Here is a 23,285-nt window from a genome sequence, read left to right as displayed (position 1 = left end):
TGGGATTACTTATGTCTAAATACGAAACGGTCATCGGCTTGGAAGTTCACGTAGAGCTTCATACCAACTCCAAAATCTTTTGCGGATGCTCCACTGAATTTGGAGCCCCACCTAACACTCATACCTGTCCTGTCTGCTTGGGTCACCCCGGCGTATTGCCAGTGCTCAACAAACAAGCGGTAGAATACGCTATGAAAGCAGCGATGGCGCTGAATTGCACCATTGGTGATGTTAGCAAATTCGACCGCAAGAACTATTTTTACCCGGATTCACCAAAAGCTTATCAGATTTCACAATTTGATCAGCCTATCGGGCTGAACGGTTGGATCGACATTGAAGTTAATGGAGAGACCAAACGGATCGGCATTACTCGTCTTCATTTGGAAGAGGATGCAGGTAAGCTTACGCACGTAGATGGCGGTTTTGCCTCGCTTGTCGATTTTAACCGGGTGGGAACACCGCTTATCGAAATCGTATCCGAGCCTGATCTGCGCTCTCCTGAGGAAGCTCGTGCTTATCTGGAGAAAATCCGTGCGATTATGCAGTATTGTGACGTATCCGATGTTAAGATGGAAGAAGGATCGATGCGCTGTGACGCGAACATCAGTCTACGCCCAGAAGGACAAGAGGAATTCGGCATTAGAGCAGAGCTTAAGAACATGAACTCCTTCCGCGGTGTATTGCGTGGACTGGAGTATGAGCAATATCGTCAGGCTGAGATCCTGGATGATGGTGGAGTTGTTGTGCAAGAGACTCGCCGCTGGGATGAAGCACAAGGGAAAACATTATCGATGCGTGGGAAAGAAGAAGCGCATGATTATCGTTACTTCCCGGACCCGGACTTGATCGTTCTGCATATTGATGATGCTTGGAAAGAATCCATTCGTTCAACGATTCCAGAACTTCCGGATGCACGGAAAGCTCGTTATAGCGAGGAACTGGGCCTGACAGCTTATGATGCAGGCGTTATTACATCCTCTAAACTGTTAGCGGACTTTTTCGAAGGATGTCTTGCCTATACGCAGGATGCCAAGGCTGTAGCTAACTGGATTATGGGTGACTTGCTTGCCTATTTGAATGGTAATAATCTGGAGTTGTCGCAGGTACAAATTACACCACAAGGGCTAGGCGAGATGATCGGACTGATTGCAGCCGGAACCATCAGCAGCAAAATCGCTAAAACAGTATTTAAAGAAATGCTAGAGAGCGGTAAACTGCCAGCTGTTATCGTTGAGGAAAAAGGTCTGGTGCAGATCAGCGATGAAGGTGCTATTAAAGGGATTGTGGAAGCAGTCGTAGCCGCCAATCCGCAATCTGTGGAAGATTATAAAGCAGGTAAACAGAAAGCAATCGGCTTCCTGGTCGGACAAGTTATGAAAGAAAGTAAAGGTAAGGCGAATCCGGGTCTTGCTAATAAACTTCTCATCGAGGTATTGAGCAGCTAAACGCTTGTCGTCCATAAAAGGACGCCGAAGGCGTTTATACTTGGGGTAATATACTTATGTAATAAGCTAAGGGCTTGTCGGCAACGGCAGGCCCTTAGCGGCATATAAGGGGACTGGTTAGGATGAATACAATTAACAAGCTAAATCTGCAGGATGAAAGCACCGTTAATGAATTATGGAGTCTTCAGCATAAGGCCTATAGACTGGAAGCTGAACTAATCGGCTTTCGTGAAATTCCACCTTTGATGGAGACGAGAGAAATGCTCAGCAGCTCTAAAGAGGATTTTTATGGCTGCTTCGATAAAGATGAGGAACTAATGGGTGCTGTTGCTGTAGAGGAAGAATCTCCTGGCAAATTGACGATTACACGAATGATGGTGGGGCCGGACTTTTTTCGCAGAGGTATTGCTAGCCATCTTTTGGAATATGTATTTGAGCATTTTGCAGGGATGGAGCAATTCATTGTGTCGACAGGCAAAAAGAATACACCCGCCGTTTCGTTGTACAGTAAATATGGCTTTATGCCCACCGGTGTGGAGGAAGTCGCTCCAGGAGTTGAATTGATTGAATTTCATCGGAGTGGTTCTCTTTGAAAAAAGATATTCATAGACAACTATTTACGAAAGGAGGAGTCCAAAATGAAACATGACTCTGCAATGCTCCCAGAGCAGGAAGAACTGCAAGATTCTGTTGATATAGAGACTAAGGAGAATGAGATACAGAAGAGGATTATTCCTCCGCGTCCGAAGCGGCGCCACCGCAAACGTAAATTTATCGCTGGACTGCTGGCAGCTCTCATCCCTGGGACGGGGCATTTGTATTTTGGGCTTCTCCGAAAAGGGATCACCTTCATCTTTCTAATTCTTTTGGATATCTCAGCTTTATTGTATTTCTCATCCATCGGGATGCAGATTAATGTTCCACTACTTATTTTACTTGCGCTCATTATTCCGGCGATCTATTTTTATAACGTGTATGACGTATTGCAATCAGCGGATAGGCTTCTTCGCTTCCCAGAGGATCATGAGCTTGATATCCCTGTGACCAAAGCAAATGTGGCTCCTAAGCGTCGTAGTATCGTCAGCGAGCCTGGGATATCCTTTGGGCTCATACTGCTATTAGGGGGAGCCCTGCTTATTCTGTTCCGGCAAAAACCAACATGGCTCCAGTTCTTTATTGAACATTATGCTGAAATGGCCGTATCTGTCATTTTAGTATGCGGTGGCTTATTTATAGGAGCTAGAGAAATTGCCAGAGCAGTTGTGCAGCGTAAAGACAATGAACCTCGCAAGCGGCGCGTAGGAAGATATACGGCTTCTGTATTGCTGATAGCTATTTCTGTTCCTTTGTTTTTGGATTGGAGAGAGGGAACTGACTATATGCTCCTGCTCTTGAAGTGGTGGCCAGTCATCCCGGTGTTATGGGGGATTGAGTTCCTGCTGATGTTTATCTTCTCTAACCGTTCAGCCAAGGGAACCAGAATCAGATTGGATTTACGTGGGCTTTTATCCGCTATATTGCTAGCTGCGAGTGTATTTATTGTTGCAGAGCAAGAACATTATTTATATCTATGGAAAAATGTCAGTCTAAACCTGACGGCAGCAGCAGTGGACTATGGTGAGGCTAAAGGCAGCAAATATCAGAAAGCCCCGCTAATTGTTCCGGTGGAATTAAATACAGCCAAAATATCTATTGATAGTATTAATGGTGATATTTTATTGCATCGCGCTCCAGTGGATGATATTCAAATTACGACGACAGTTTGGGTAGATCAGTTGGATGGGCCGATGGCTGAAGCTATTTCAGAACAGTCCTTTGTGGACGTCGTTGAAGGGCCCAACATAAAAATAACCTCAAATAGCAAGGCTTATGGAGAATCCGGCAAACGCCAGCCACGCATGGATTTAGACATTTACTTGCCGGAGGATCGCCGCTTTAACCTCGATGTTCGCACCATGAATGGCGGGATCACATTGCAGAATGTAGAAGCCATTGAAGACATTTCTCTGGAAACGGGGAATGGAGAGCTGATCCTTCATCGTATCTTTGGTAATGTTAAGGGAAAAACACTGAATGGAGCTGTCCGTGCCAGATCTGTTCAAGGCAGCGTTGATTTAACAACGAGCGGAGGCAATATGAATGCTTGGGATGTTACCGGTGCTTTGAAATTATCGACGGCTGTCGGCAATATTAGTGCGATCGGAAATAGCAATGATATCGATATTACTACTAAAAACGGTAATTTAGAGGTTGATGGAGCCAGATCCAAGCTACATGCCGAATCTCTAAATGGTACCATTGATGTTCGCTCTTCAGATGTCGCTGGAGACTGGGATATTTATAGCGCAGTTGGTGATATTCAATTGTATTTGCCAGTGTTAAGCAACTATACAGTGAATGGTTCCAGTGGATATGGTGATATTACTTCAGATTTGCCTGAACTTACAATTGATAAGAAAAAAGTATCAGGTGAAGTGGGGACCGGTGAGTTCAAGCTTCATGTTGAAGGAAATAGCAATCTAAATGTTAGGAAATATTGAAAAAAGTAATTTTTCTTATATAATAATAAATATAATGTATAGACTTCGTTGACAACATTGAAAAACCAGTCTTACAATCTTAAGAAGTACTTCTTTTATTTTTAAATTCAAAAGGCGGTGACAGTAATGGGGAGTGGAGTACAACATGCACTGGAACAATTAAAGACAACAGGTGTCCGTATAACGCCCCAGCGTCATGCGATTCTTACGTATTTGATGGAAGCAATGAATCATCCTACAGCTGACGATATATACCGGGCGCTAGAGCCGAAATTTCCGAGCATGAGCGTTGCAACTGTATATAATAATCTCAAGATGTTTATGGAAGCCGGCATGGTTCGCGAGTTGACCTACGGGGATAGTTCCAGTCGTTTTGATGCCAATGTATCTGATCATTATCATGTCATCTGTCAGCTATGCGGTAAGATTGAAGATTTTAGTTATCCTTCGCTTCATGATGTTGAGATACATGCAGAGCAGGAAACGGGCTTCAAAATTACGGGTTTGCGTATGGAATTGCATGGAGTTTGCAAATGTTGCAGAGAGAAGCAACAATAAGACAGAATACTACTGTACTTAAGGGCGTATAGCCAAGCTACACAATAAACGTGTGAAATCCGAAAGCGGAGGACTCACGTTTTTATTTTTTTCAAAATAACAAAATATAGTGAAAATGACTAACTTATACTGGTTATCCGGAACCAAGTGGATGTTATAATCGTATTGTTAGACTTAACTTAAAATCATCTAATATTTGGAGGATATATTTTGGACAGAAGATATAGACAGAAACGCGTCAAAAAGCGCGGAGGTCTTTTCCGACGCTTTTTTGGACTTTTGCTCATTGCAGCAGCAGCTTATTGGGTTGTGTTTTTTGTATTGCCAAATCGCCAGCACATCGATCCAGACTGGAAAGGCCTAGAACATCCTATCTTCGTAAAAGGAGAAGTAACAGGATATTCCGCATCAGGGACCGGTGATAGCATGCTTTTACCTCTACCATTACTGCAGGAACATGTGGACTCCTCTATTCGTTATGAAGAAAAGACTAAATCGGTCATCCTATCAACGGAAAGTGAACTTCTATATATGCAAGAGGATAAAACCGATGCTAGTCTGAACAATCGTCCGCTGCAGCTGCGGCTGGCACCAGAAGTTAAGGAAAAGATAACTTATCTTCCTGCGGATGTTTTAGAAGACCTGTATGGGTTTGAGATTCAAGAGGATACGACTACCGGGGCTGTGCTGTTAATGACAGCAGGGGAGACTGTACCGCTGGGGAAAGTGAAAGGTGAAGCAGGTGATAAGACAGTCGCTCTTCGCAGCGAAGCGTCGATTCACGCACCCATCGTGGCCGATATGTCCCCAGGTGCCATCGTGAGTATTTGGAATAAGGAAAATGAGGACTGGCTGTATGTGCAGTTAAGCAGCGGTTATGCGGGTTATGCCAAGGCCAGTGATATTATCTCGGACGGTCAAAAGACAGTGGAACCCAAAAGCACCACTCCCTCACGGGCAGAACGAAGCTGGAAAGGGAAGTCAGTGAATTTGTATTGGGAAGCTGTTTATCAACGCAAACCTGACCCAAGTACATTCGGTGAGCTACCGGGCGTTAACGTGGCTAGCCCGACTTGGTTCAGTATCATAGATGGTGATGGGAATGTGCGCAGTCAGGCTGATAGTACGTATGTGCAGTGGGCCCATGAGCGCGGTTTGGAAGTATGGGGGCTGCTCAGCAATAGCTTTGAACCAGACATAACCACTGAGGCATTGTCGAGCTATGAGAAGCGGATGAACGCGATCGTACAGATCCTCGAGTATTCAGATTTATACAAGCTGGATGGAATTAATATTGACTTTGAGAATGTATATACGAAAGACGGGGAGAATGTTACACAATTTATGCGAGAGCTAAAACCTATGGCTCAAGCCAAAAACTTAATCGTCTCCATAGACGTAACCCCTAAATCCAACAGTGAGATGTGGTCAGCATTCCTTGATCGTAGGGCTCTTAATTCAGTAGTTGATTATCTTATTGTTATGGCTTATGACGAGCATTGGGCTGCTAGTCCTGTAGCGGGCTCTGTTGCGTCTCTGCCGTGGGTAGAAAGCTCGTTAAGCCGGATCATAGAGGAAGACGATGTGCCGCCTGAGAAGCTGATTCTAGGGATTCCACTGTATACTAGAATTTGGACTGAGGCCCAGGTGGATGGCAAGACCAAAGTAAGCTCTAAATCGGTTAGTATGAATGCCGTTGAAAAAATTATTAAAGAGAAGAAGCTAACCCCAACCTTTGATAAGGCAGCTGGGCAGAATTACGTTGAGTATAAGGAAGATGGCGCTCTTAAAAAAATATGGATCGAAGACAAAGTTTCTTTAAAAGCTAGAGTTGAGCTTGCTAAGTCTTTAGGGCTTGGTGGCATCGGTTCATGGAATCGCAGCTTTAGTAATCTGTCTGCGTGGGAGGCATTACAAGGGATTCATAAGTAATTATTATTTCATTCATAATAAACAAAGGGGCTCCCAATATAGGGGCCCCTTTGTTGTATTAAGCAAATGTTTGATTGCATTATAAATCGCTAGTAATAAGCTTCTGTAAGATGTGTTTTATTGATTAAGCTGCTGACTCTTAAGTTGTTCCGCAGTAATATTGGCCTCAGCTGGATCCATAGTAAGGATGGTATGGCAGAACATACAGCGGTCTGTTTTGCCCAGCATTTTGGTCAGCTTGTGACATTCAGGGCATTCCAGTTGGACTGCGCTAGTTGACAGCATCCCAGCCCAGAAATAGATTGCAAGACTTGCCATCATTGAGATTAAACCGATTACAAGACCGATTCCAGCGAATACTTTTCCAGTTGAGCCCCAAAACACGATGCCCGCTGTACCCAAAACCATAAGTCCCATTCCGAGCATTGTGAGCAGTAATCCCCATGTGCGAAAAGCGTTGATCTTAGCCGTTTTAAACTTCATGAGTGTTTGCTCCTAACTAAATATAGTTGGGTTGTCCAGAAGGAACTGTCTTTCATATGTAGAATAATAATTATAACTGAATTATAACTGACTGGACGCAAAATCGCCAAATTTAATGGAGGGAAGCATGGAACTGTCCAATGTAACTTTGTTGAGTGGAGAAACGTTTGATGAGAATGTTTTAGGAGCGGTCGTTTTGCGGCAGAATGGGGATATTCCGTTTCAAAGCGCACTTCTTCAAGATTTTGATATGATAGTGTTAGTATTGCATGAAGAACAGGATAGAGAGCATATTGTTCGCCATACCATTGCCGGTGACCAACGGACCCAGTCAGTCCATATCGGCCTATTTGCTTTGGAGCAGGCTGTTATGGCAGGGGATAATAACGAACTTCTTATCAGTTTGATGAGGGGGGAAGTGATCTGGGACCCCAAGGGAATACTCGAGGAAATGCGCAGCGAGATATTGCAATTTGAAGGACCGATCAAGGAACGGGTCGCATTTATGGAGTTTGCCCGCTTTTTGCATATGTATGTGAAATCCAAGCGCTATATAGAGGCTGGCTTTATTATGGATGCTTACAACTGTGTATTGATAGCCTTATATCATTGGGCAAGAATAGAAGTGAGTGAAGTGGGTGCTTTCCCCGAGCCAGCTATTTGGGAGCAGGTTAAAAGCATGAATACCTCTGTTCATAAACTTTATGAGGAGTTAACGGTCAGTACTGAGACCTTAGAGCAACGTGTGGAGCTTGTGCTTCTTGCATGTGAATTTGGGATTATGTCCAAAATGACGGACTGTTGTCTATTGCTCTTTAATATTTTGAATAGCCGTAAGGAAGCATGGAGCATTAAAGAATTACTGCAGCATTCAGGTCTGAGTCAATTAGAGTCTGAACTACCCCTTGTTTTACGAAAGCTGGTTTCTCGTTCGCTAATCCGAGAGATTACATCTTGGGCTGATGTTCACGAGGGAGAAGGGCATGCGATCCGCTATACATTATAGAGATGAATTAGATACAGTAGAAGATGTTTAATTATAGAGAGATGAGCAAGGATAGGGAGAGGCTGAGCACTCTCTTTTTTATTTGTTTACTAATATGAAACGCTCATATTTATTCAGAAAAATTAATGGTTGACTCTTTCCTTGTTCATGTGTTAAATTATAACTCGTCCCTCTGACACAGAGATGTGCTTTCGAAAACATTCGAAAGACAACCGAAAAAAGAAATTAAAAAAAAGGTTGACTAAAACGAGGGTGCTGTGATATATTATAAAGGTCGCTGCTGAACAACACATCGACGAAATAAACGGCTTGATCTTTGAAAACTGAACAACGAGTGAGTAGGAAATCACGTAAGTGAAATCCAAAATTAGAGAATTAATTTTCTCGTCAGATGTTTCAAAATGAGCATATCGCTCTTTTCAATACTAATTGGAGAGTTTGATCCTGGCTCAGGACGAACGCTGGCGGCGTGCCTAATACATGCAAGTCGAGCGGAGTTACTTTGAAAGCTTGCTTTCAAAGTAACTTAGCGGCGGACGGGTGAGTAACACGTAGGCAACCTGCCCTTCAGACTGGGATAACTACCGGAAACGGTAGCTAATACCGGATAATTTCTTTTTTCTCCTGAGAGAAGAATGAAAGACGGAGCAATCTGTCACTGAGGGATGGGCCTGCGGCGCATTAGCTAGTTGGTGGGGTAACGGCCCACCAAGGCGACGATGCGTAGCCGACCTGAGAGGGTGAACGGCCACACTGGGACTGAGACACGGCCCAGACTCCTACGGGAGGCAGCAGTAGGGAATCTTCCGCAATGGGCGAAAGCCTGACGGAGCAACGCCGCGTGAGTGATGAAGGTTTTCGGATCGTAAAGCTCTGTTGCCAGGGAAGAACGTCCGGTAGAGTAACTGCTACCGGAGTGACGGTACCTGAGAAGAAAGCCCCGGCTAACTACGTGCCAGCAGCCGCGGTAATACGTAGGGGGCAAGCGTTGTCCGGAATTATTGGGCGTAAAGCGCGCGCAGGCGGCTATTTAAGTCTGGTGTTTAAACCTTGGGCTCAACCTGAGGTCGCACTGGAAACTGGGTGGCTTGAGTACAGAAGAGGAAAGTGGAATTCCACGTGTAGCGGTGAAATGCGTAGATATGTGGAGGAACACCAGTGGCGAAGGCGACTTTCTGGGCTGTAACTGACGCTGAGGCGCGAAAGCGTGGGGAGCAAACAGGATTAGATACCCTGGTAGTCCACGCCGTAAACGATGAGTGCTAGGTGTTAGGGGTTTCGATACCCTTGGTGCCGAAGTTAACACAGTAAGCACTCCGCCTGGGGAGTACGGTCGCAAGACTGAAACTCAAAGGAATTGACGGGGACCCGCACAAGCAGTGGAGTATGTGGTTTAATTCGAAGCAACGCGAAGAACCTTACCAGGTCTTGACATCCCTCTGAATCTGCTAGAGATAGCAGCGGCCTTCGGGACAGAGGAGACAGGTGGTGCATGGTTGTCGTCAGCTCGTGTCGTGAGATGTTGGGTTAAGTCCCGCAACGAGCGCAACCCTTAACTTTAGTTGCCAGCAGGTAATGCTGGGCACTCTAGAGTGACTGCCGGTGACAAACCGGAGGAAGGTGGGGATGACGTCAAATCATCATGCCCCTTATGACCTGGGCTACACACGTACTACAATGGCCGGTACAACGGGAAGCGAAGCCGCGAGGTGGAGCCAATCCCATCAAAGCCGGTCTCAGTTCGGATTGCAGGCTGCAACTCGCCTGCATGAAGTCGGAATTGCTAGTAATCGCGGATCAGCATGCCGCGGTGAATACGTTCCCGGGTCTTGTACACACCGCCCGTCACACCACGAGAGTTTACAACACCCGAAGTCGGTGGGGTAACCCGCAAGGGAGCCAGCCGCCGAAGGTGGGGTAGATGATTGGGGTGAAGTCGTAACAAGGTAGCCGTATCGGAAGGTGCGGCTGGATCACCTCCTTTCTATGGAGAATCGTTCTCTGCAATGAGGACATTCAAATCGGAAGCTTAGCTTCCAAAACTCAGGTTTAGGCCTGTTACTCACTCGTTGCTCAGTTTTGAGAGTTTAAGCTCTCAAGTAAGACTTGATCCTTGAAAACTGGATACCGAAACGAATTTGCGTTTTAGAACATCTTTTAGCAACTTGTGCAAACAAGTAAATGTTATTAGTGAGATTTTTCTTCGGAAGAATCAAGGTTAAGCTAATAAGAGCACACGGAGGATGCCTAGGCGCCAGGAGCCGACGAAGGACGTGGCGAACAACGAAACTGCCTCGGGGAGCTGTAAGCAAGCTTTGATCCGGGGGTGTCCGAATGGGGAAACCCAGCTGTGGTAATTCGCAGTTACTCATACCTGAATACATAGGGTGTGTAGAGGCAGACCAGGGGAACTGAAACATCTAAGTACCCTGAGGAAGAGAAAACAATAGTGATTCCGTCAGTAGCGGCGAGCGAACGCGGAACAGCCTAAACCTAAGAGCTTGCTCTTAGGGGTTGTGGGACGTCTCACATGGAGTTACAAAGGAATATGGTAGGTGAAGAGGTCTGGAAAGGCCCGCGATAGAGGTAAAAGCCCTGTAACCTAAACTGTGTTCTCTCCGAGACGGATCCCGAGTAGTGCGGGGCACGTGAAACCCCGTATGAATCCAGCAGGACCATCTGCTAAGGCTAAATACTACCTGGCGACCGATAGTGAAACAGTACCGTGAGGGAAAGGTGAAAAGCACCCCGGAAGGGGAGTGAAATAGAACCTGAAACCGTGTGCTTACAAAAAGTCAGAGCCCGATCTATGGGTGATGGCGTGCCTTTTGTAGAATGAACCGGCGAGTTACGTTTAACATGCAAGGTTAAGCCGAGAAGGTGGAGCCGCAGCGAAAGCGAGTCTGAATAGGGCGATTTAGTATGTGGACGTAGACCCGAAACCGTGTGATCTACCCCTGTCCAGGGTGAAGGTGCGGTAACACGCACTGGAGGCCCGAACCCACGTACGTTGAAAAGTGCGGGGATGAGGTGGGGGTAGCGGAGAAATTCCAATCGAACTCGGAGATAGCTGGTTCTCCCCGAAATAGCTTTAGGGCTAGCCTCGGTATAAGAGTAGTGGAGGTAGAGCACTGATTGGGTGCGGGGTCCGCAAGGATTACCAAGCTCAGTCAAACTCCGAATGCCATATACTTATTGCCGGGAGTCAGACAGTGAGTGCTAAGATCCATTGTCAAAAGGGAAACAGCCCAGACCATCAGCTAAGGTCCCCAAGTGTGTGTTAAGTGGGAAAGGATGTGGAGTTGCACAGACAACCAGGATGTTGGCTTAGAAGCAGCCACCATTGAAAGAGTGCGTAATAGCTCACTGGTCGAGTGACTCTGCGCCGAAAATGTAACGGGGCTAAACACACCACCGAAGCTATGGCTAGATACTATGTATCTGGGGTAGGGGAGCGTTGTGTAGGGGTTGAAGGTGTACTGAAAAGAGCGCTGGACACTACACAAGTGAGAATGCCGGTATGAGTAACGAAAAGATCAGTGAGAATCTGATCCGCCGAAAGCCCAAGGTTTCCTGAGGAAGGCTCGTCCGCTCAGGGTAAGTCGGGACCTAAGGCGAGGCCGAAAGGCGTAGTCGAAGGACAACAGTTTGAAATTACTGTACCACCGTAATCCGCTATGAGCGATGGGGTGACGCAGGAGGGTAGTGACGCGGACTGATGGATGTCCGTCTAAGCAGTGAGGCTGATGTGTAGGCAAATCCGCACATCATTAAGGCTGGGCTGTGATGGGGAGCGAAAATTATAGTAGCGAAGGTCATGATCTCACACTGCCAAGAAAAGCCTCTAGCCAGGAGAAGGTGCCCGTACCGCAAACCGACACAGGTAGGCGAGAAGAGAATTCTAAGGCGCGCGGAAGAACTCTCGTTAAGGAACTCGGCAAAATGACCCCGTAACTTCGGGAGAAGGGGTGCCCCGGTAGTGTGAATAGCACGAGGGGGCCGCAGTGAAAAGGCCCAAGCGACTGTTTAGCAAAAACACAGGTCTGTGCGAAGCCGCAAGGCGAAGTATACGGGCTGACGCCTGCCCGGTGCTGGAAGGTTAAGGGGAGTGGTTAGGGGTAACCCGAAGCTATGAACCGAAGCCCCAGTAAACGGCGGCCGTAACTATAACGGTCCTAAGGTAGCGAAATTCCTTGTCAGGTAAATTCTGACCCGCACGAATGGCGTAACGACTTGGGCGCTGTCTCAACGAGAGATCCGGTGAAATTTTAATACCTGTGAAGATGCAGGTTACCCGCGACAAGACGGAAAGACCCCATGGAGCTTTACTGCAGCTTGATATTGAATTTGGGTACGATCTGTACAGGATAGGTGGGAGCCGTAGAAATCGGAGCGCAAGCTTCGGTGGAGGCGCCGTTGGGATACCACCCTGATCGTATCTAGGTTCTAACCTAGTACCCTTATCGGGTACGGGGACCGTGTCAGGCGGGCAGTTTGACTGGGGCGGTCGCCTCCTAAAGAGTAACGGAGGCGTTCCAAGGTTCCCTCAGAATGGTTGGAAATCATTCGCAGAGTGCAAAGGCATAAGGGAGCTTGACTGCGAGACCTACAAGTCGAGCAGGGACGAAAGTCGGACTTAGTGATCCGGTGGTACCGCATGGAAGGGCCATCGCTCAACGGATAAAAGCTACCCTGGGGATAACAGGCTTATCTCCCCCAAGAGTCCACATCGACGGGGAGGTTTGGCACCTCGATGTCGGCTCATCGCATCCTGGGGCTGAAGTAGGTCCCAAGGGTTGGGCTGTTCGCCCATTAAAGCGGTACGCGAGCTGGGTTCAGAACGTCGTGAGACAGTTCGGTCCCTATCTGTCGTGGGCGCAGGAAATTTGAGAGGAGCTGTCCTTAGTACGAGAGGACCGGGATGGACGTACCGCTGGTGCACCAGTTGTTCCGCCAGGAGCATGGCTGGGTAGCTACGTACGGACGGGATAAGCGCTGAAAGCATCTAAGCGTGAAGCCCCCCTCAAGATGAGATTTCCCAATTAGTAAGACCCCTTGAAGACGACGAGGTAGATAGGTTGGAGGTGGAAGTGCAGCAATGCATGGAGCTGACCAATACTAATCGGTCGAGGGCTTATCCTATACTTAGAATGCAGATTCGTTTCGGATTCAGTTTTCAGGCGATTAAGCTTGGTATGAATATTCCCTGATAGCTCAGTTGGTAGAGCACTCGACTGTTAATCGAGTTGTCACAGGTTCGAGTCCTGTTCGGGGAGCCATATGGAGAGGTGTCCGAGTTTGGCCGAAGGAGCACGATTGGAAATCGTGTAGGCGCCACAAGCGTCTCGAGGGTTCGAATCCCTCTCTCTCCGCCACAAATTTTTAATTAGTATGGCCCGTTGGTCAAGGGGTTAAGACACCTCCCTTTCACGGAGGTAACATGGGTTCGAATCCCATACGGGTCACCAAATTTTCACTTGATTTATCCTAGTGGACTTTGGTACAATAACAATTGTTGTTTATGGAGGCTTAGCTCAGCTGGGAGAGCATCTGCCTTACAAGCAGAGGGTCGGGGGTTCGATCCCCTCAGCCTCCACCATAACATATTTTTACTGACGCGGGGTGGAGCAGCCCGGTAGCTCGTCGGGCTCATAACCCGAAGGCCGCAGGTTCAAATCCTGCCCCCGCAACCAATTAACTTAAGCAATTATATCTTTTGGAACCGTGGTGTAGTTGGCCTAACATGCCTGCCTGTCACGCAGGAGATCGCGGGTTCGAATCCCGTCGGTTCCGCCATTTTCATCATGGCTCGGTAGCTCAGTCGGTAGAGCAGAGGACTGAAAATCCTCGTGTCGGCGGTTCGATTCCGTCCCGAGCCACCATTTATCATCACAAAAGAATGAGTGCCATGCCGGTGTAGCTCAATTGGTAGAGCAACTGACTTGTAATCAGTAGGTTGGGGGTTCAAGTCCTCTCGCCGGCACCATCCTTGGAGGATTAGCGAAGTGGCCAAACGCATCAGACTGTAAATCTGCTCACGTAAGTGTTCGGTGGTTCGAATCCATCATCCTCCACCAGTTTTTAGGGGCATAGTTTAAAGGTAGAACAACGGTCTCCAAAACCGTTGGTGTGGGTTCAATTCCTGCTGCCCCTGCCAAGTTCTTTCTAAAGTTTAATATGGCGGCCGTGGCGAAGGGGTTAACGCACCGGATTGTGGTTCCGGCATTCGTGGGTTCGAGACCCATCGGCCGCCCCATTTTCTTTAAAAATGAATAATGGCAACAATATCAACTTAATATGGCGACTGTGGCGAAGGGGTTAACGCACCGGATTGTGGTTCCGGCATTCGTGGGTTCGAGACCCATCAGTCGCCCCATTTTACTTTAAAATGTTATTGGGGATTAGCCAAGCGGTAAGGCAACGGACTTTGACTCCGTCACTCATAGGTTCGAATCCTATATCCCCAGCCATTTTATGCGGACGTGGCTCAGCGGTAGAGCATCGCCTTGCCAAGGCGAGGGTCGCGGGTTCGATTCCCGTCGTCCGCTCCAAAATTTACATGGCGCCATAGCCAAGTGGTAAGGCAAAGCTCTGCAAAAGCTTTATCCCCAGTTCAAATCTGGGTGGCGCCTCCATTTAGTTCATATGTGCCGGCGTGGCGGAATGGCAGACGCGCTCGACTCAAAATCGAGTGGGAAACCGTGGAGGTTCGAGTCCTCTCGCCGGTATCTTAAAAAGGTTAGTAAGAATGCTTTTATAAGCAATCTTACTAACCTTTTTTCTTTATGTTCTTAGTTTTACAGGATTAAGCCGTTGAATAGAGGAGTTTCTCTATTTCAACGGCTTTTTTTAATCTGATTAGTGATTAACCTGATTGATTATTAATGCGGAATGCTCGCGGGGTATGACCTATTTCTCGTTTAAACATATTGCAGAATTGGGCATCGTTCACAAAACCTGCAGCAGCAGATACTTCAGAGATTTGCATCTGAGTATGACGTAATAGAGATTTTGCATACTCCAGGCGTTTTAACAGCAAATACCGCAGGGGTGAGGACCCGAAACGTTCTTTAAATAGATGGCGAAAACGATCGTAGCTATATCCGGACATTTCTGATAGTGTTTCGACGGACAATTTATGGCGATAATGCTCATTCATATAATTAAGGACATATTGTACTCGATCTTCTGATGGGGATTGATATCCAGAGGCACTAAGAAGCCTCATAAGATGGACGGTAATCTCGCTCATTTGTAGGTTTAGAAGCTCAGAGAATCCGTCTTGCTTGCGTGTAAACTCTGCTTTCATTCGCAGCAGGATTTGAAGAACGGTTTGATCTTTATCATCTTCATATACGCCGAGCAGATTACTCATATTAGGGTGTTCCGAGTGGAAGCCTACAAATAATACATTTGCATCCTCACGGTGGTGCTCGTCATGTTTATGATTGGGTGGCACAAGCGCGAAAGAAGAGGAGCGAAAATGGTAACTTCGTGGGCCAACATTGGTTGTCCCTACCCCCTGTAAATAATAGACCAGTTCGTAGCATTCATGCTGGTGTGGAGGGATATAAGTATTTAGCTCATGTGTGGCACTTACAATATATAGAACACGATCCATGATGATCCTCCAATACTTATGTTTTAGCCGAATCGTACAAAACTATGACCGAAATCATATAATTATTTTTAATAATATTTGTTATGATCGTATCAATAAATCCGAAAGTTCGCAACCTGACTGGCCATCTCGTTCGGAAATAAAGCGGATTATTAATAATAATGGTATTTTTATTGCTATTTTTGAGCCTAAACGTTAAATTTATTACTTTTAATGATACTTTATTTGGAAAAAAGAGAATTTCCATTTGAACCGTGAATTATACAATGGGTGAAGATGGGGATTCTGCCGGATTACTAACCAACTAAAATTAGGGGTGGAATAGAGTAATGAATAAAAAAGTTCTTTCTTTGTTGTTATTAATGGTGATGGTTCTGGTCACAGCATGTGGGAATAACACGTCCAATAACGGTTCTTCTGCGAATACTGGATCAAACGCTGCTGAGGGTGGAGAAAAAGGTTCAGGGGATAAACTCAAGGTTGTATTGCTGATTCCGGGGACACTTGGGGATAAATCATTTTTTGATTCCGCTAATAACGGCTTGCAAAAGGTTAAGGATGAACTAGGTGCAGTAACAAAGGTTGTTGAAATGGGCGTTGATAAAACGAAATGGGAGCCTACATTTAACGATATCGCTTCCGAGGATTGGGATGTAATTATTTCTGGCGGTTCTGAAATTACAGAGATGTTTAATGCAACGGCAGAATTGTATCCAGACAAAAAATTCATTAATTATGATACCGACATCGATGAAGCACCAGATAACATGTACAACATGTCTTATGCGACAAATGAAGTATCTTTCTTGGCAGGTGCCGTAGCAGCATTAGCTACACAATCGGATATGCCGAATGCTACCCCTGAGAATGTGATTGGGTTTGTGGGCGGTATGGATATTCCGGGGATTAATGCTTTCTTGGTCGGCTACATTCAAGGTGCTCAGTACGTTGATCCTGATGTAAAAGTGGCTGTGTCGTACGCTGGTGATTTTGTTAACCCGGCAAAAGGTAAGGAGCTGTCTCTAATTCAATATAACTCCGGTGTGGATGTTATTTTTAACGTGGCTGGGGGTACAGGTCTTGGGATCTTTGACGCAGCTAAAGAGAAGAAAAAATATGCAATCGGTGTAGACTCCGATCAGGCAATGTTGATTAACGATACGGATAGTGAAAAAGCAAATCTAATCGTTACTTCATCTATTAAAAAGATTGATACGGCTATTCTAGGTGCAGTGAAGAGATTGCAAGAGGGTACGCTAGAAATGGGCAAACGTGATGTGTTGAGCTTTGTAGATGATGGTGTAGGTATTGCTGAGAATGATATTTATAAAAATGTATTCCCGGCTGATCTTCAGGCCAAGGCTGAAGAAGTGAAGCAAAAGCTGATCAATAAAGAAATTAAAGTGGATAATGCGATGGGGATGGAAACCGCAGAGGTAGAAGCTATTCGTAACGCAGTTAAGCCTTAAGCTTTAAATCTTAAGATCAGCTCTATAGAGTTAAACCTACAGTTGGAGATTCTTCTAGTCAGGGGAATTCCAGCTGTATATTTTTGCAGACCTCCAAGTTGAAAGGCGTTGAGACCTATGTACAAAGCTCTGCTGGAAATGCGGGGAATTACCAAGGTATATCCCAATGGCGTCGTTGCAAATAAAGACGTGCATTTTTCTTTACGTGAGGGAGAAATACATGCGATTGCAGGTGAGAACGGTGCTGGTAAATCGACTTTAATGAAGATTATGTTCGGCATGGAAGAGCCAAGTGAAGGCGAGATCTATATCAAGGGTGAAAAAGTAAAGCTGCAATCCGCTCAGGACGCCATTGATAGAGGCATCGGCATGGTCCATCAGCATTTCATGTTGGTACCTTCTTTTACGGTGGCAGAGAATATGGTGCTGGGTATGGAGCCGCGCAGAGGAGTTGGCATTAATTATGCCGAGGCTGTGCGCATGACGGAAGAGACCGCAAGGAAATACAATCTGGCCGTGGATCCTAAAGCAAAAGTAGAGGATCTTACAGTTGGGATGAAGCAAAAGGTTGAGATTCTTAAGGCGCTGCTGCGTGGTGCGAAAATTCTGGTGCTTGATGAGCCGACTGCGGTGTTGACTCCACAGGAAACAGAGGAATTGTTCCGCGAGCTTAAGCAATTAAGGGAACAGGGTCATACGATAGTTTTTATTTCGCACAAATTAAAGGAAGTCAAAGCGATTTGCGACAGAATTACGATTATGCGCAGCGGCCGTAGTGAAGGTGTTTTTCAAACACAGGATGTGACAGAACAGGAAATCTCGCGACTAATGGTCGGCAGAGACGTCGTGCTGAAATATGACAAAGAGATTCTGGCTGTTAGTGAGCCAGTACTAACGGTGCAGGGACTCAGTGTGAATGATGCAGATGGCAAAGCATTATTGTCGGATATCAATTTTGCGGTACGTGGTGGGCAGATCGTTGGGATTGCTGGTGTAGAAGGCAACGGGCAGACACAGCTCATTGAAGCTCTTACAGGTAGCTTGAGAGGTGTCTCAAGTCAGGGCTCTGTACTAGTGAAGGGAAAGGATATCCGTGAATCGGATATTTTGGATATTCGTAAGCTAGGCGTTTCCTATATACCGGAGGATCGGATGCGGCAAGGGATCGCTAGTGAGGCAAGTATAGCTGATAATCTGCTATCTACTCAGTATCGTACAAAAGCAATGAATAAAGGTCTTTTTTTGAATGGCTCACGAATTGCCAAGCTAGCAGTATCCCTTGTAGAGGAATTTAAAGTCCGCTGTTCAGGACCTTCTCAGCCCATAGGAATGTTGTCAGGTGGTAACATGCAGAAGGTAGTCGTAGCTAGAGAGTGTTCGACTGAACCGCAGCTGCTTATTGCAGAACAGCCGACACGGGGTGTGGATATAGGCGCAGCCCAGTTCATACATCAAAAGTTGTTGGAATTACGTTCAGACGATTGCGCGATTTTGCTAGTGTCGGCAGATTTGAATGAGATCTTGGAGATCAGCGATAGTCTGTTAGTAATGTACGAGGGTAAGATTGTTGCCTTTTTCGAGGAGCCATCTAAGGTTAGTGAGGAAGAATTAGGTCTTTATATGCTGGGGATTCATCGACAGGACGAGGAGCACATCGGGAGGGCCGTAAATCATGTTTAAAGTTAAATATTTTGAGTACATTCGGACATCGGCGGTAATCGTTATTGCACTCGCTATTGCCTTTCTGATCATCTCTTTGGTCAGTAATCAGCCTGTGAAGACGATTGGTATATTCCTATTAGAGCCGTTATCCAGTAAAGGTCATATTGGTAATGTGATTGAGATGGCGATTCCGCTCATGTTCACTGGGTTGGCAGTATCCTTGTTGTTTCGAGCAAATATGTTCAACCTGGGAGCTGAAGGGATTTTCTATTTCTCCGGTGTTGTAACTTCCGTATTGGCTATTCATTTAACGTTGGACGGCTGGCTGCATCCGATGGTAGCTATTGCTGCAGGTTCAATTGTAGGAGCGTTGCTCTCGGCAATACCTGGTATTCTGAAGGCAAAATGGAATGCTAATGAGTTGGTTACATCCTTAATGTTCAATAATATTTTGTTCGGAGTAGGGCTATTCCTACTGAACTATCATCTACGTGATGCTAAAGCTTTTGCCAATGTATCCTACAAATTCGAGAAAACGGCACTGCTGAGTAAAATGGTCTCGGGCACCCGTATTCATACCGGTCTTATTATCGTTATCGTGCTTATTATTGCAGCTCATCTATTCCTATACAAAACGAAATGGGGATATGAGCTGCGCATGACAGGCATCAACCGGGACTTTGCCCGTTATTCCGGTATGAAGACAGCCAAGGTTATTATTCTCGTTCACTTGATTGCAGGTTTTATCGCAGGTATGGGGGGTTCCGTAGAAGTGCTGGGGATGTATAACCGTTTCCAATGGACGTCACTGCCTGGTTATGGTTTGGATGGTGCCCTTGTAGCGATGTTAGCCAAAAATAATCCGCTGTCCGTAATCGGCTCTGCATTGTTCCTAGCGTACATTCGAATTGGGGCTGACATGATGGCGCGTCTGTCTGATGTACCTTCAGAGATGATCTCAATTATACAGGCAATTATCATTCTTCTGATTTCGGCTGAGCAATTTCTGAAGTTCTGGAAAAATCGGATGCTCTTGAAGGAGGCGAAGGAAGCGTGAATAGTTTGTTTGATGTAATTTTTACAACTGACTTTGCGTTCTCTGTCCTTCGCGTGACGACTCCGATTCTGTTCGCCGCGCTCGGCGCACTCATCTCCAACCGTGCAGGGATCATTAACATTGGGATGGAGGGCATCATGCTTGTTGCCGCTTTAGCGGGTGTCATCATAAGCAGCTATACGCATAGCGCGTGGGTAGGTCTGCTTGGGGCGGTGCTGTCTGGAACATTGATCGCTGGAATATTAGCTTTTTTCACCCTGAAATTCAAAACACATATCATTCTCGGGGGTGTGGCCATTAATATGTTCGCTTCGGGAGGAACTGTGTTTATCCTCTATCTGCTTAGTGGCGACAAGGGTTCTTCCACTTCTCTGGCGAGTAAAGTTTTGCCTAGTGTCCAGATTCCTTTGTTGAAGGATATCCCGGTGCTTGGACCTATTTTATCGGGGCATCACATTCTGACGTATGTTTCTATATTGGCTGTGTTTGTTGTCTACTATCTATTAAATCGTACACCGCTTGGACTGCGCATTCGTTCAGTGGGCGAAAATCCACATGCGGCTCAATCCGTGGGTGTAAGTGTTGTGAAAATACAGTATATGGCTTTGCTGCTTAGCGGATTTTTTGCCGGTTTAGGCGGTGCTTATATGTCGATGGGGTATTTGTCACTGTTTACCCGCGATATGATCGCTGGCCGGGGCTGGATTGCCATTGCCGCTGAGTCGATGGGAAGAAGTACGACCGTAGGCACGGCGCTGACCTCTTTATTATTTGGTACTGCAGATGCATTGTCGAATGCGCTACAGGTGTTGAAGATTCCTGCGGAGCTAATCGCTACTCTTCCTTATGTAGCCACAGTAATTGGACTTGTGATCTACGCAGTATCTGAGACACGAAAAAAGAATAAAAAACTTAAAAGCCCGCTAGTTAAATAGCGATTGAAATGATTGATACACAGACAAGGAGTGAGTAACTATGCCAACACCTATTATTATTGACTGCGATCCAGGGCATGATGACGCAATAGCGATACTGCTTGCCATAGCAAATTCGGAGAAGTTAGATCTGCGCGGGATTACAACGGTTGGTGGAAACCAAATTTTAGATAAAATCACGGATAACGCCCTGAAGGTGATCAGCTTCGTGAATGCTGACATTCCTGTAGCTAAAGGGGCTGCTGGCCCACTGTTCGGCAAGCTTGTTACAGGTGAGGAAGCGCATGGTGAATCGGGCATGGATGGGCCGCTTTTGCCCCCAAGTAAATTCCGCCCTGTAGAGCAGGGTGCTGTGGAGTTTATGCTGGATATCATCCGTTCTTCAGAGGAGAAGATTACGCTTGTGCCGATGGCTCCTTTAACAAATATCGCACTGCTAATCACGGCTTATCCAGAGATTAAAGACAGAATTGAAAAAATCTCACTGATGGGCGGAGGTATCTCGTATGGGAATGTCACCTCTACTGCGGAGTTTAATATCTATGTAGATCCTGAAGCAGCCCGTATTGTGTTTGAGTCGGGGATTCCGATCATAATGAGTGGTCTGGATGTGACCGATAAGGCTGCTATTTTTGAAGATGAGATCCTAGCATTGAAAGAGCGGGGACCAGTGTCTACAATGGTCGGAGAATTGCTGGATTTCTATTCGATTTACGGTAAAAAAATGGGCTATGTCGGCAGTGCGCTGCATGATCCATGTGCTGTTGCCTGGCTGCTGCATCCGGAACTATTTGAATTTGAGCATCTATATGTAACGGTGGAGACAGAAGGCAAGCTGACGCGGGGAATGACAGTTGCAGACAGACGGAAGAAGACGGATCGTCCAGCGAATGTGCAAGTATTGGTGGGAGTTGACCGGGAAGCATTTATGAAGCTGATCTTTGATTCACTGGAAAAGCTTGATCAAGAGCTGCTGCTAGCGGCTGAAGGGAAGTAGCCTATGGCAGGATGGGAGAGACTTCAAGAGACCGTGCAGTTTGAAATTGCTCAGCGTGGAGAAGAAGGTTGCGAGATTGATGGGTTCGCGGATAAGCTAGCGGCTGCTGGTGCCGATGAGCTCAAGCTGATGCAGGTATACAATGAGCTAATGGAGCTTACGATCAGTGAGGATTTTCCGTATCAAGAGCCATCCTCTCTGGAGGAGATTCGTCATCTACGTCCAGAAGGCCCACGTAAGCTTGAGGCGGACTGGAGTGAGGCGGAATGGAGAGATAAGTTCTATGGAGCCTGGCTCGGTAGAAGTGTCGGCTGCGCACTTGGGAAACCGCTGGAGTATTGGGACTATCTCTATGGGAAAGATGGCCGTCCGGGCTGGGAGAATATTGAGCTATGGTTTCAGGGTGCGGACGCCTGGCCTATTACTGGCTACACACCTGGGCATTCACGGGCAGAGGCTGAATATGGTCTTGGCTTAAGCGAATGGACACATGCCAGTACCCGCGAGACGATCAAGTATATGGAAAGCGATGACGATATTCGTTACACTGTCCTGGGTCTTATGCTGCTGGAACAGAAAGGTCTGAACTGGGATTCTTGGGATATCGGAAAGCTGTGGCATACACATTTAACATATAGTCAGGTGTGCACGGCGGAGACACAGTCATATATGAATTTTGCGCAGGAGACCTCTCATCTGCATGGCGAGAAGCCTGCGGATTGGCTGGTGCGGCAGGAAAGAGTGCGGATGCACTTAAACCCTTACCGCGAGTGGATTGGTGCCGCTATACGCGCAGATGGACTGGCTTATGGTGCAGCAGGTTATCCTGAGCTTGCGGCAGAATTAGGCTGGCGTGATGCTACATTTTCACATGTGAAAAATGGCATCTACGGTGAGATGTTTAATGCGGCGATGATATCGGCAGCTTTTGCAGAGAAGGATAATGAACGGATCCTAGAGATTGGCCTTAGCGAGATTCCGCGTACCAGTCGTCTGGCCAGTGATGTTTTGCGGGGGATAGATATTGCGCAGAAGGCCAAAAGTGAGCGGGAGTTGGTTCGTAACATTTGGGATACTTTTAGCCACTATGATGCGGTCCATACAAATAATAATGCTGCTCTTGTAGCTGCGTCGCTTGTTTATGGCGGGAATGATTTTGAAAAAACAGTCGTCACTTCCGTATACGGTGGAATGGATACAGACTGTAACGGGGCAACTGTGGGCTCAATTATGGGAGCGAAGCTTGGAGCAAGTAAGTTGCCGGCTTCATGGATTGAACCGCTTCACGATACGTTAAATGCGGATCTGCCCGGATTTCATCCGATTGCGATTTCGGAATGTGCGGAACGCAGCTACCAAGTGTTCTTGAAGATTCGCAGAGAGCTTGGCGAGAAGGCATAAAAGATTTAGCGAGTATGGGACTCGATAGATCAGGGATTCAGGGATTACTATATGAATTATGGGATGTCTTAAGCTATTGGCTTAGACATCCTTTTTTGCGTAACAGCAGGTCTTTAAATCACACTCCAACGAACCAAATGTAGCTTTAACTGCATTTCATACACTTAAAAAAACCAAAT

General features: G+C 46.4%; 14 protein-coding genes, 16 tRNA genes and 2 rRNA genes. 30 read left to right on the top strand and 2 right to left on the bottom strand.

Going from position 1 to position 23,285, the window contains the following annotated elements; translation table 11 throughout:
* Positions 1 to 11: 11 nt before the first annotated feature.
* The 5 genes from gatB to MKZ16_RS28115 all read left to right on the top strand — a co-directional run bounded on the left by gatB (position 12) and on the right by MKZ16_RS28115 (position 6,475).
* Entirely contained in the window at positions 12 to 1,445 is a 1,434-nt protein-coding gene (gene gatB / locus MKZ16_RS28135) for an Asp-tRNA(Asn)/Glu-tRNA(Gln) amidotransferase subunit GatB (protein WP_172628862.1), read from the top strand.
* A gap of 122 nt (positions 1,446 to 1,567) precedes the next feature.
* Positions 1,568 to 2,038, top strand: coding sequence for a GNAT family N-acetyltransferase (locus MKZ16_RS28130; protein WP_076100957.1), 471 nt, complete (start codon positions 1,568 to 1,570; stop codon positions 2,036 to 2,038).
* 45 nt (positions 2,039 to 2,083) lie between these two features.
* Positions 2,084 to 3,985 (top strand): DUF4097 family beta strand repeat-containing protein, encoded by a 1,902-nt coding sequence (locus MKZ16_RS28125; protein ID WP_256715446.1) that lies wholly within the window; start codon positions 2,084 to 2,086, stop codon positions 3,983 to 3,985.
* Positions 3,986 to 4,111: 126 nt separating this feature from the next.
* The gene (gene perR / locus MKZ16_RS28120) at positions 4,112 to 4,543 is read left to right on the top strand and encodes a peroxide-responsive transcriptional repressor PerR (RefSeq protein ID WP_036680160.1); all 432 of its coding nucleotides are present in this window, start codon (positions 4,112 to 4,114) and stop codon (positions 4,541 to 4,543) included.
* A 210-nt stretch (positions 4,544 to 4,753) separates the two neighbouring features.
* The gene (locus tag MKZ16_RS28115; protein ID WP_076104201.1) at positions 4,754 to 6,475 is read left to right on the top strand and encodes a glycosyl hydrolase family 18 protein; all 1,722 of its coding nucleotides are present in this window, start codon (positions 4,754 to 4,756) and stop codon (positions 6,473 to 6,475) included.
* A 117-nt stretch (positions 6,476 to 6,592) separates the two neighbouring features.
* On the opposite strand, the gene MKZ16_RS28110 is transcribed toward MKZ16_RS28115, so the two are convergent.
* The gene (locus tag MKZ16_RS28110) at positions 6,593 to 6,958 is read right to left on the bottom strand and encodes a DUF2614 family zinc ribbon-containing protein (RefSeq protein WP_036680151.1); all 366 of its coding nucleotides are present in this window, start codon (positions 6,956 to 6,958) and stop codon (positions 6,593 to 6,595) included.
* A 127-nt stretch (positions 6,959 to 7,085) separates the two neighbouring features.
* Between MKZ16_RS28110 and MKZ16_RS28105 the strand changes: the two genes are divergently transcribed.
* The 19 genes from MKZ16_RS28105 to MKZ16_RS28015 all read left to right on the top strand — a co-directional run bounded on the left by MKZ16_RS28105 (position 7,086) and on the right by MKZ16_RS28015 (position 14,692).
* A complete protein-coding gene (locus MKZ16_RS28105; protein ID WP_036680149.1) occupies positions 7,086 to 7,964 on the top strand; it encodes a nucleotidyltransferase-like protein in 879 nt (292 codons plus the stop codon).
* Between the two features lie 426 nt (positions 7,965 to 8,390).
* Positions 8,391 to 9,948, top strand: a 16S ribosomal RNA gene (locus tag MKZ16_RS28100).
* A 232-nt stretch (positions 9,949 to 10,180) separates the two neighbouring features.
* Positions 10,181 to 13,106 (top strand): 23S ribosomal RNA (locus MKZ16_RS28095).
* Together the 16S and 23S rRNA genes with 16 tRNA genes alongside form the textbook arrangement of a ribosomal RNA operon.
* A gap of 61 nt (positions 13,107 to 13,167) precedes the next feature.
* Positions 13,168 to 13,243 (top strand) — tRNA-Asn (locus MKZ16_RS28090).
* Positions 13,244 to 13,246: 3 nt separating this feature from the next.
* Positions 13,247 to 13,339, top strand: a tRNA-Ser gene (locus MKZ16_RS28085).
* Positions 13,340 to 13,357: 18 nt separating this feature from the next.
* Positions 13,358 to 13,432: transfer RNA gene (locus MKZ16_RS28080), tRNA-Glu, on the top strand.
* 55 nt (positions 13,433 to 13,487) lie between these two features.
* Positions 13,488 to 13,563 (top strand) — tRNA-Val (locus MKZ16_RS28075).
* Between the two features lie 17 nt (positions 13,564 to 13,580).
* A tRNA-Met gene (locus MKZ16_RS28070) sits at positions 13,581 to 13,657 on the top strand.
* A 25-nt stretch (positions 13,658 to 13,682) separates the two neighbouring features.
* Positions 13,683 to 13,760, top strand: a tRNA-Asp gene (locus tag MKZ16_RS28065).
* A gap of 10 nt (positions 13,761 to 13,770) precedes the next feature.
* A tRNA-Phe gene (locus tag MKZ16_RS28060) sits at positions 13,771 to 13,846 on the top strand.
* Positions 13,847 to 13,874: 28 nt separating this feature from the next.
* A tRNA-Thr gene (locus MKZ16_RS28055) sits at positions 13,875 to 13,950 on the top strand.
* 5 nt (positions 13,951 to 13,955) lie between these two features.
* Positions 13,956 to 14,041 (top strand) — tRNA-Tyr (locus MKZ16_RS28050).
* 6 nt (positions 14,042 to 14,047) lie between these two features.
* Positions 14,048 to 14,121 (top strand) — tRNA-Trp (locus MKZ16_RS28045).
* A gap of 23 nt (positions 14,122 to 14,144) precedes the next feature.
* Positions 14,145 to 14,220, top strand: a tRNA-His gene (locus MKZ16_RS28040).
* Positions 14,221 to 14,264: 44 nt separating this feature from the next.
* A tRNA-His gene (locus MKZ16_RS28035) sits at positions 14,265 to 14,340 on the top strand.
* 19 nt (positions 14,341 to 14,359) lie between these two features.
* A tRNA-Gln gene (locus MKZ16_RS28030) sits at positions 14,360 to 14,434 on the top strand.
* 6 nt (positions 14,435 to 14,440) lie between these two features.
* Positions 14,441 to 14,515, top strand: a tRNA-Gly gene (locus MKZ16_RS28025).
* A 10-nt stretch (positions 14,516 to 14,525) separates the two neighbouring features.
* Positions 14,526 to 14,599 (top strand) — tRNA-Cys (locus tag MKZ16_RS28020).
* A gap of 14 nt (positions 14,600 to 14,613) precedes the next feature.
* Positions 14,614 to 14,692: transfer RNA gene (locus MKZ16_RS28015), tRNA-Leu, on the top strand.
* A gap of 137 nt (positions 14,693 to 14,829) precedes the next feature.
* Here MKZ16_RS28015 and MKZ16_RS28010 read toward each other — a convergent pair.
* Positions 14,830 to 15,585: an AraC family transcriptional regulator gene (locus tag MKZ16_RS28010; protein ID WP_076104855.1), complete on the bottom strand. Its 756-nt coding sequence runs from the start codon at positions 15,583 to 15,585 to the stop codon at positions 14,830 to 14,832.
* Between the two features lie 329 nt (positions 15,586 to 15,914).
* Here MKZ16_RS28010 and MKZ16_RS28005 point away from each other — a divergent pair, with 329 nt between their 5' ends.
* The 6 genes from MKZ16_RS28005 (at position 15,915) to MKZ16_RS27980 (ending at position 23,106) form a co-directional block, all read left to right on the top strand.
* A complete protein-coding gene (locus MKZ16_RS28005; protein ID WP_076104856.1) occupies positions 15,915 to 17,054 on the top strand; it encodes a BMP family ABC transporter substrate-binding protein in 1,140 nt (379 codons plus the stop codon).
* Positions 17,055 to 17,171: 117 nt separating this feature from the next.
* Positions 17,172 to 18,734 (top strand): ABC transporter ATP-binding protein, encoded by a 1,563-nt coding sequence (locus MKZ16_RS28000; protein ID WP_036685571.1) that lies wholly within the window; start codon positions 17,172 to 17,174, stop codon positions 18,732 to 18,734.
* A complete protein-coding gene (locus MKZ16_RS27995; RefSeq protein ID WP_076104857.1) occupies positions 18,727 to 19,773 on the top strand; it encodes an ABC transporter permease in 1,047 nt (348 codons plus the stop codon). Before MKZ16_RS28000 ends, MKZ16_RS27995 begins: the two co-directional genes overlap by 8 nt.
* Positions 19,770 to 20,708: an ABC transporter permease gene (locus MKZ16_RS27990; RefSeq protein WP_036685567.1), complete on the top strand. Its 939-nt coding sequence runs from the start codon at positions 19,770 to 19,772 to the stop codon at positions 20,706 to 20,708. The genes MKZ16_RS27995 and MKZ16_RS27990 overlap by 4 nt, the downstream gene beginning before the upstream one ends.
* Positions 20,709 to 20,748: 40 nt before the next feature.
* A complete protein-coding gene (locus MKZ16_RS27985; RefSeq protein ID WP_076104858.1) occupies positions 20,749 to 21,705 on the top strand; it encodes a nucleoside hydrolase in 957 nt (318 codons plus the stop codon).
* 3 nt (positions 21,706 to 21,708) lie between these two features.
* Positions 21,709 to 23,106 carry an ADP-ribosylglycohydrolase family protein gene (locus tag MKZ16_RS27980; RefSeq protein WP_076104859.1) on the top strand — a complete coding sequence of 466 codons (1,398 nt, stop codon included), beginning with the start codon at positions 21,709 to 21,711 and terminating at the stop codon, positions 23,104 to 23,106.
* The last annotated feature ends 179 nt before the right edge of the window (positions 23,107 to 23,285 follow it).

The sequence above is a fragment of the Paenibacillus sp. FSL R5-0928 genome, from assembly GCF_037970385.1.
In the GTDB taxonomy this organism is placed as follows: domain Bacteria; phylum Bacillota; class Bacilli; order Paenibacillales; family Paenibacillaceae; genus Paenibacillus_AQ; species Paenibacillus_AQ odorifer.
This window is presented reverse-complemented; position numbering and strand designations above follow the sequence as displayed.

What these genes read in the sequence shown, in the direction of transcription:
- MKZ16_RS28010 (WP_076104855.1), bottom strand. Translation starts at nt 15,585, where the DNA reads ATGGATCGTGTTCTATATATTGTAAGTGCCACACATGAGCTAAATACT.
- MKZ16_RS28130 (WP_076100957.1), top strand. Translation starts at nt 1,568, where the DNA reads ATGAATACAATTAACAAGCTAAATCTGCAGGATGAAAGCACCGTTAAT.
- MKZ16_RS28105 (WP_036680149.1), top strand. Translation starts at nt 7,086, where the DNA reads ATGGAACTGTCCAATGTAACTTTGTTGAGTGGAGAAACGTTTGATGAG.
- MKZ16_RS28000 (WP_036685571.1), top strand. Translation starts at nt 17,172, where the DNA reads ATGTACAAAGCTCTGCTGGAAATGCGGGGAATTACCAAGGTATATCCC.
- MKZ16_RS28005 (WP_076104856.1), top strand. Translation starts at nt 15,915, where the DNA reads ATGAATAAAAAAGTTCTTTCTTTGTTGTTATTAATGGTGATGGTTCTG.
- MKZ16_RS27985 (WP_076104858.1), top strand. Translation starts at nt 20,749, where the DNA reads ATGCCAACACCTATTATTATTGACTGCGATCCAGGGCATGATGACGCA.
- MKZ16_RS27980 (WP_076104859.1), top strand. Translation starts at nt 21,709, where the DNA reads ATGGCAGGATGGGAGAGACTTCAAGAGACCGTGCAGTTTGAAATTGCT.
- perR (WP_036680160.1), top strand. Translation starts at nt 4,112, where the DNA reads ATGGGGAGTGGAGTACAACATGCACTGGAACAATTAAAGACAACAGGT.
- gatB (WP_172628862.1), top strand. Translation starts at nt 12, where the DNA reads ATGTCTAAATACGAAACGGTCATCGGCTTGGAAGTTCACGTAGAGCTT.
- MKZ16_RS28110 (WP_036680151.1), bottom strand. Translation starts at nt 6,958, where the DNA reads ATGAAGTTTAAAACGGCTAAGATCAACGCTTTTCGCACATGGGGATTA.
- MKZ16_RS28125 (WP_256715446.1), top strand. Translation starts at nt 2,084, where the DNA reads ATGAAACATGACTCTGCAATGCTCCCAGAGCAGGAAGAACTGCAAGAT.
- MKZ16_RS27995 (WP_076104857.1), top strand. Translation starts at nt 18,727, where the DNA reads ATGTTTAAAGTTAAATATTTTGAGTACATTCGGACATCGGCGGTAATC.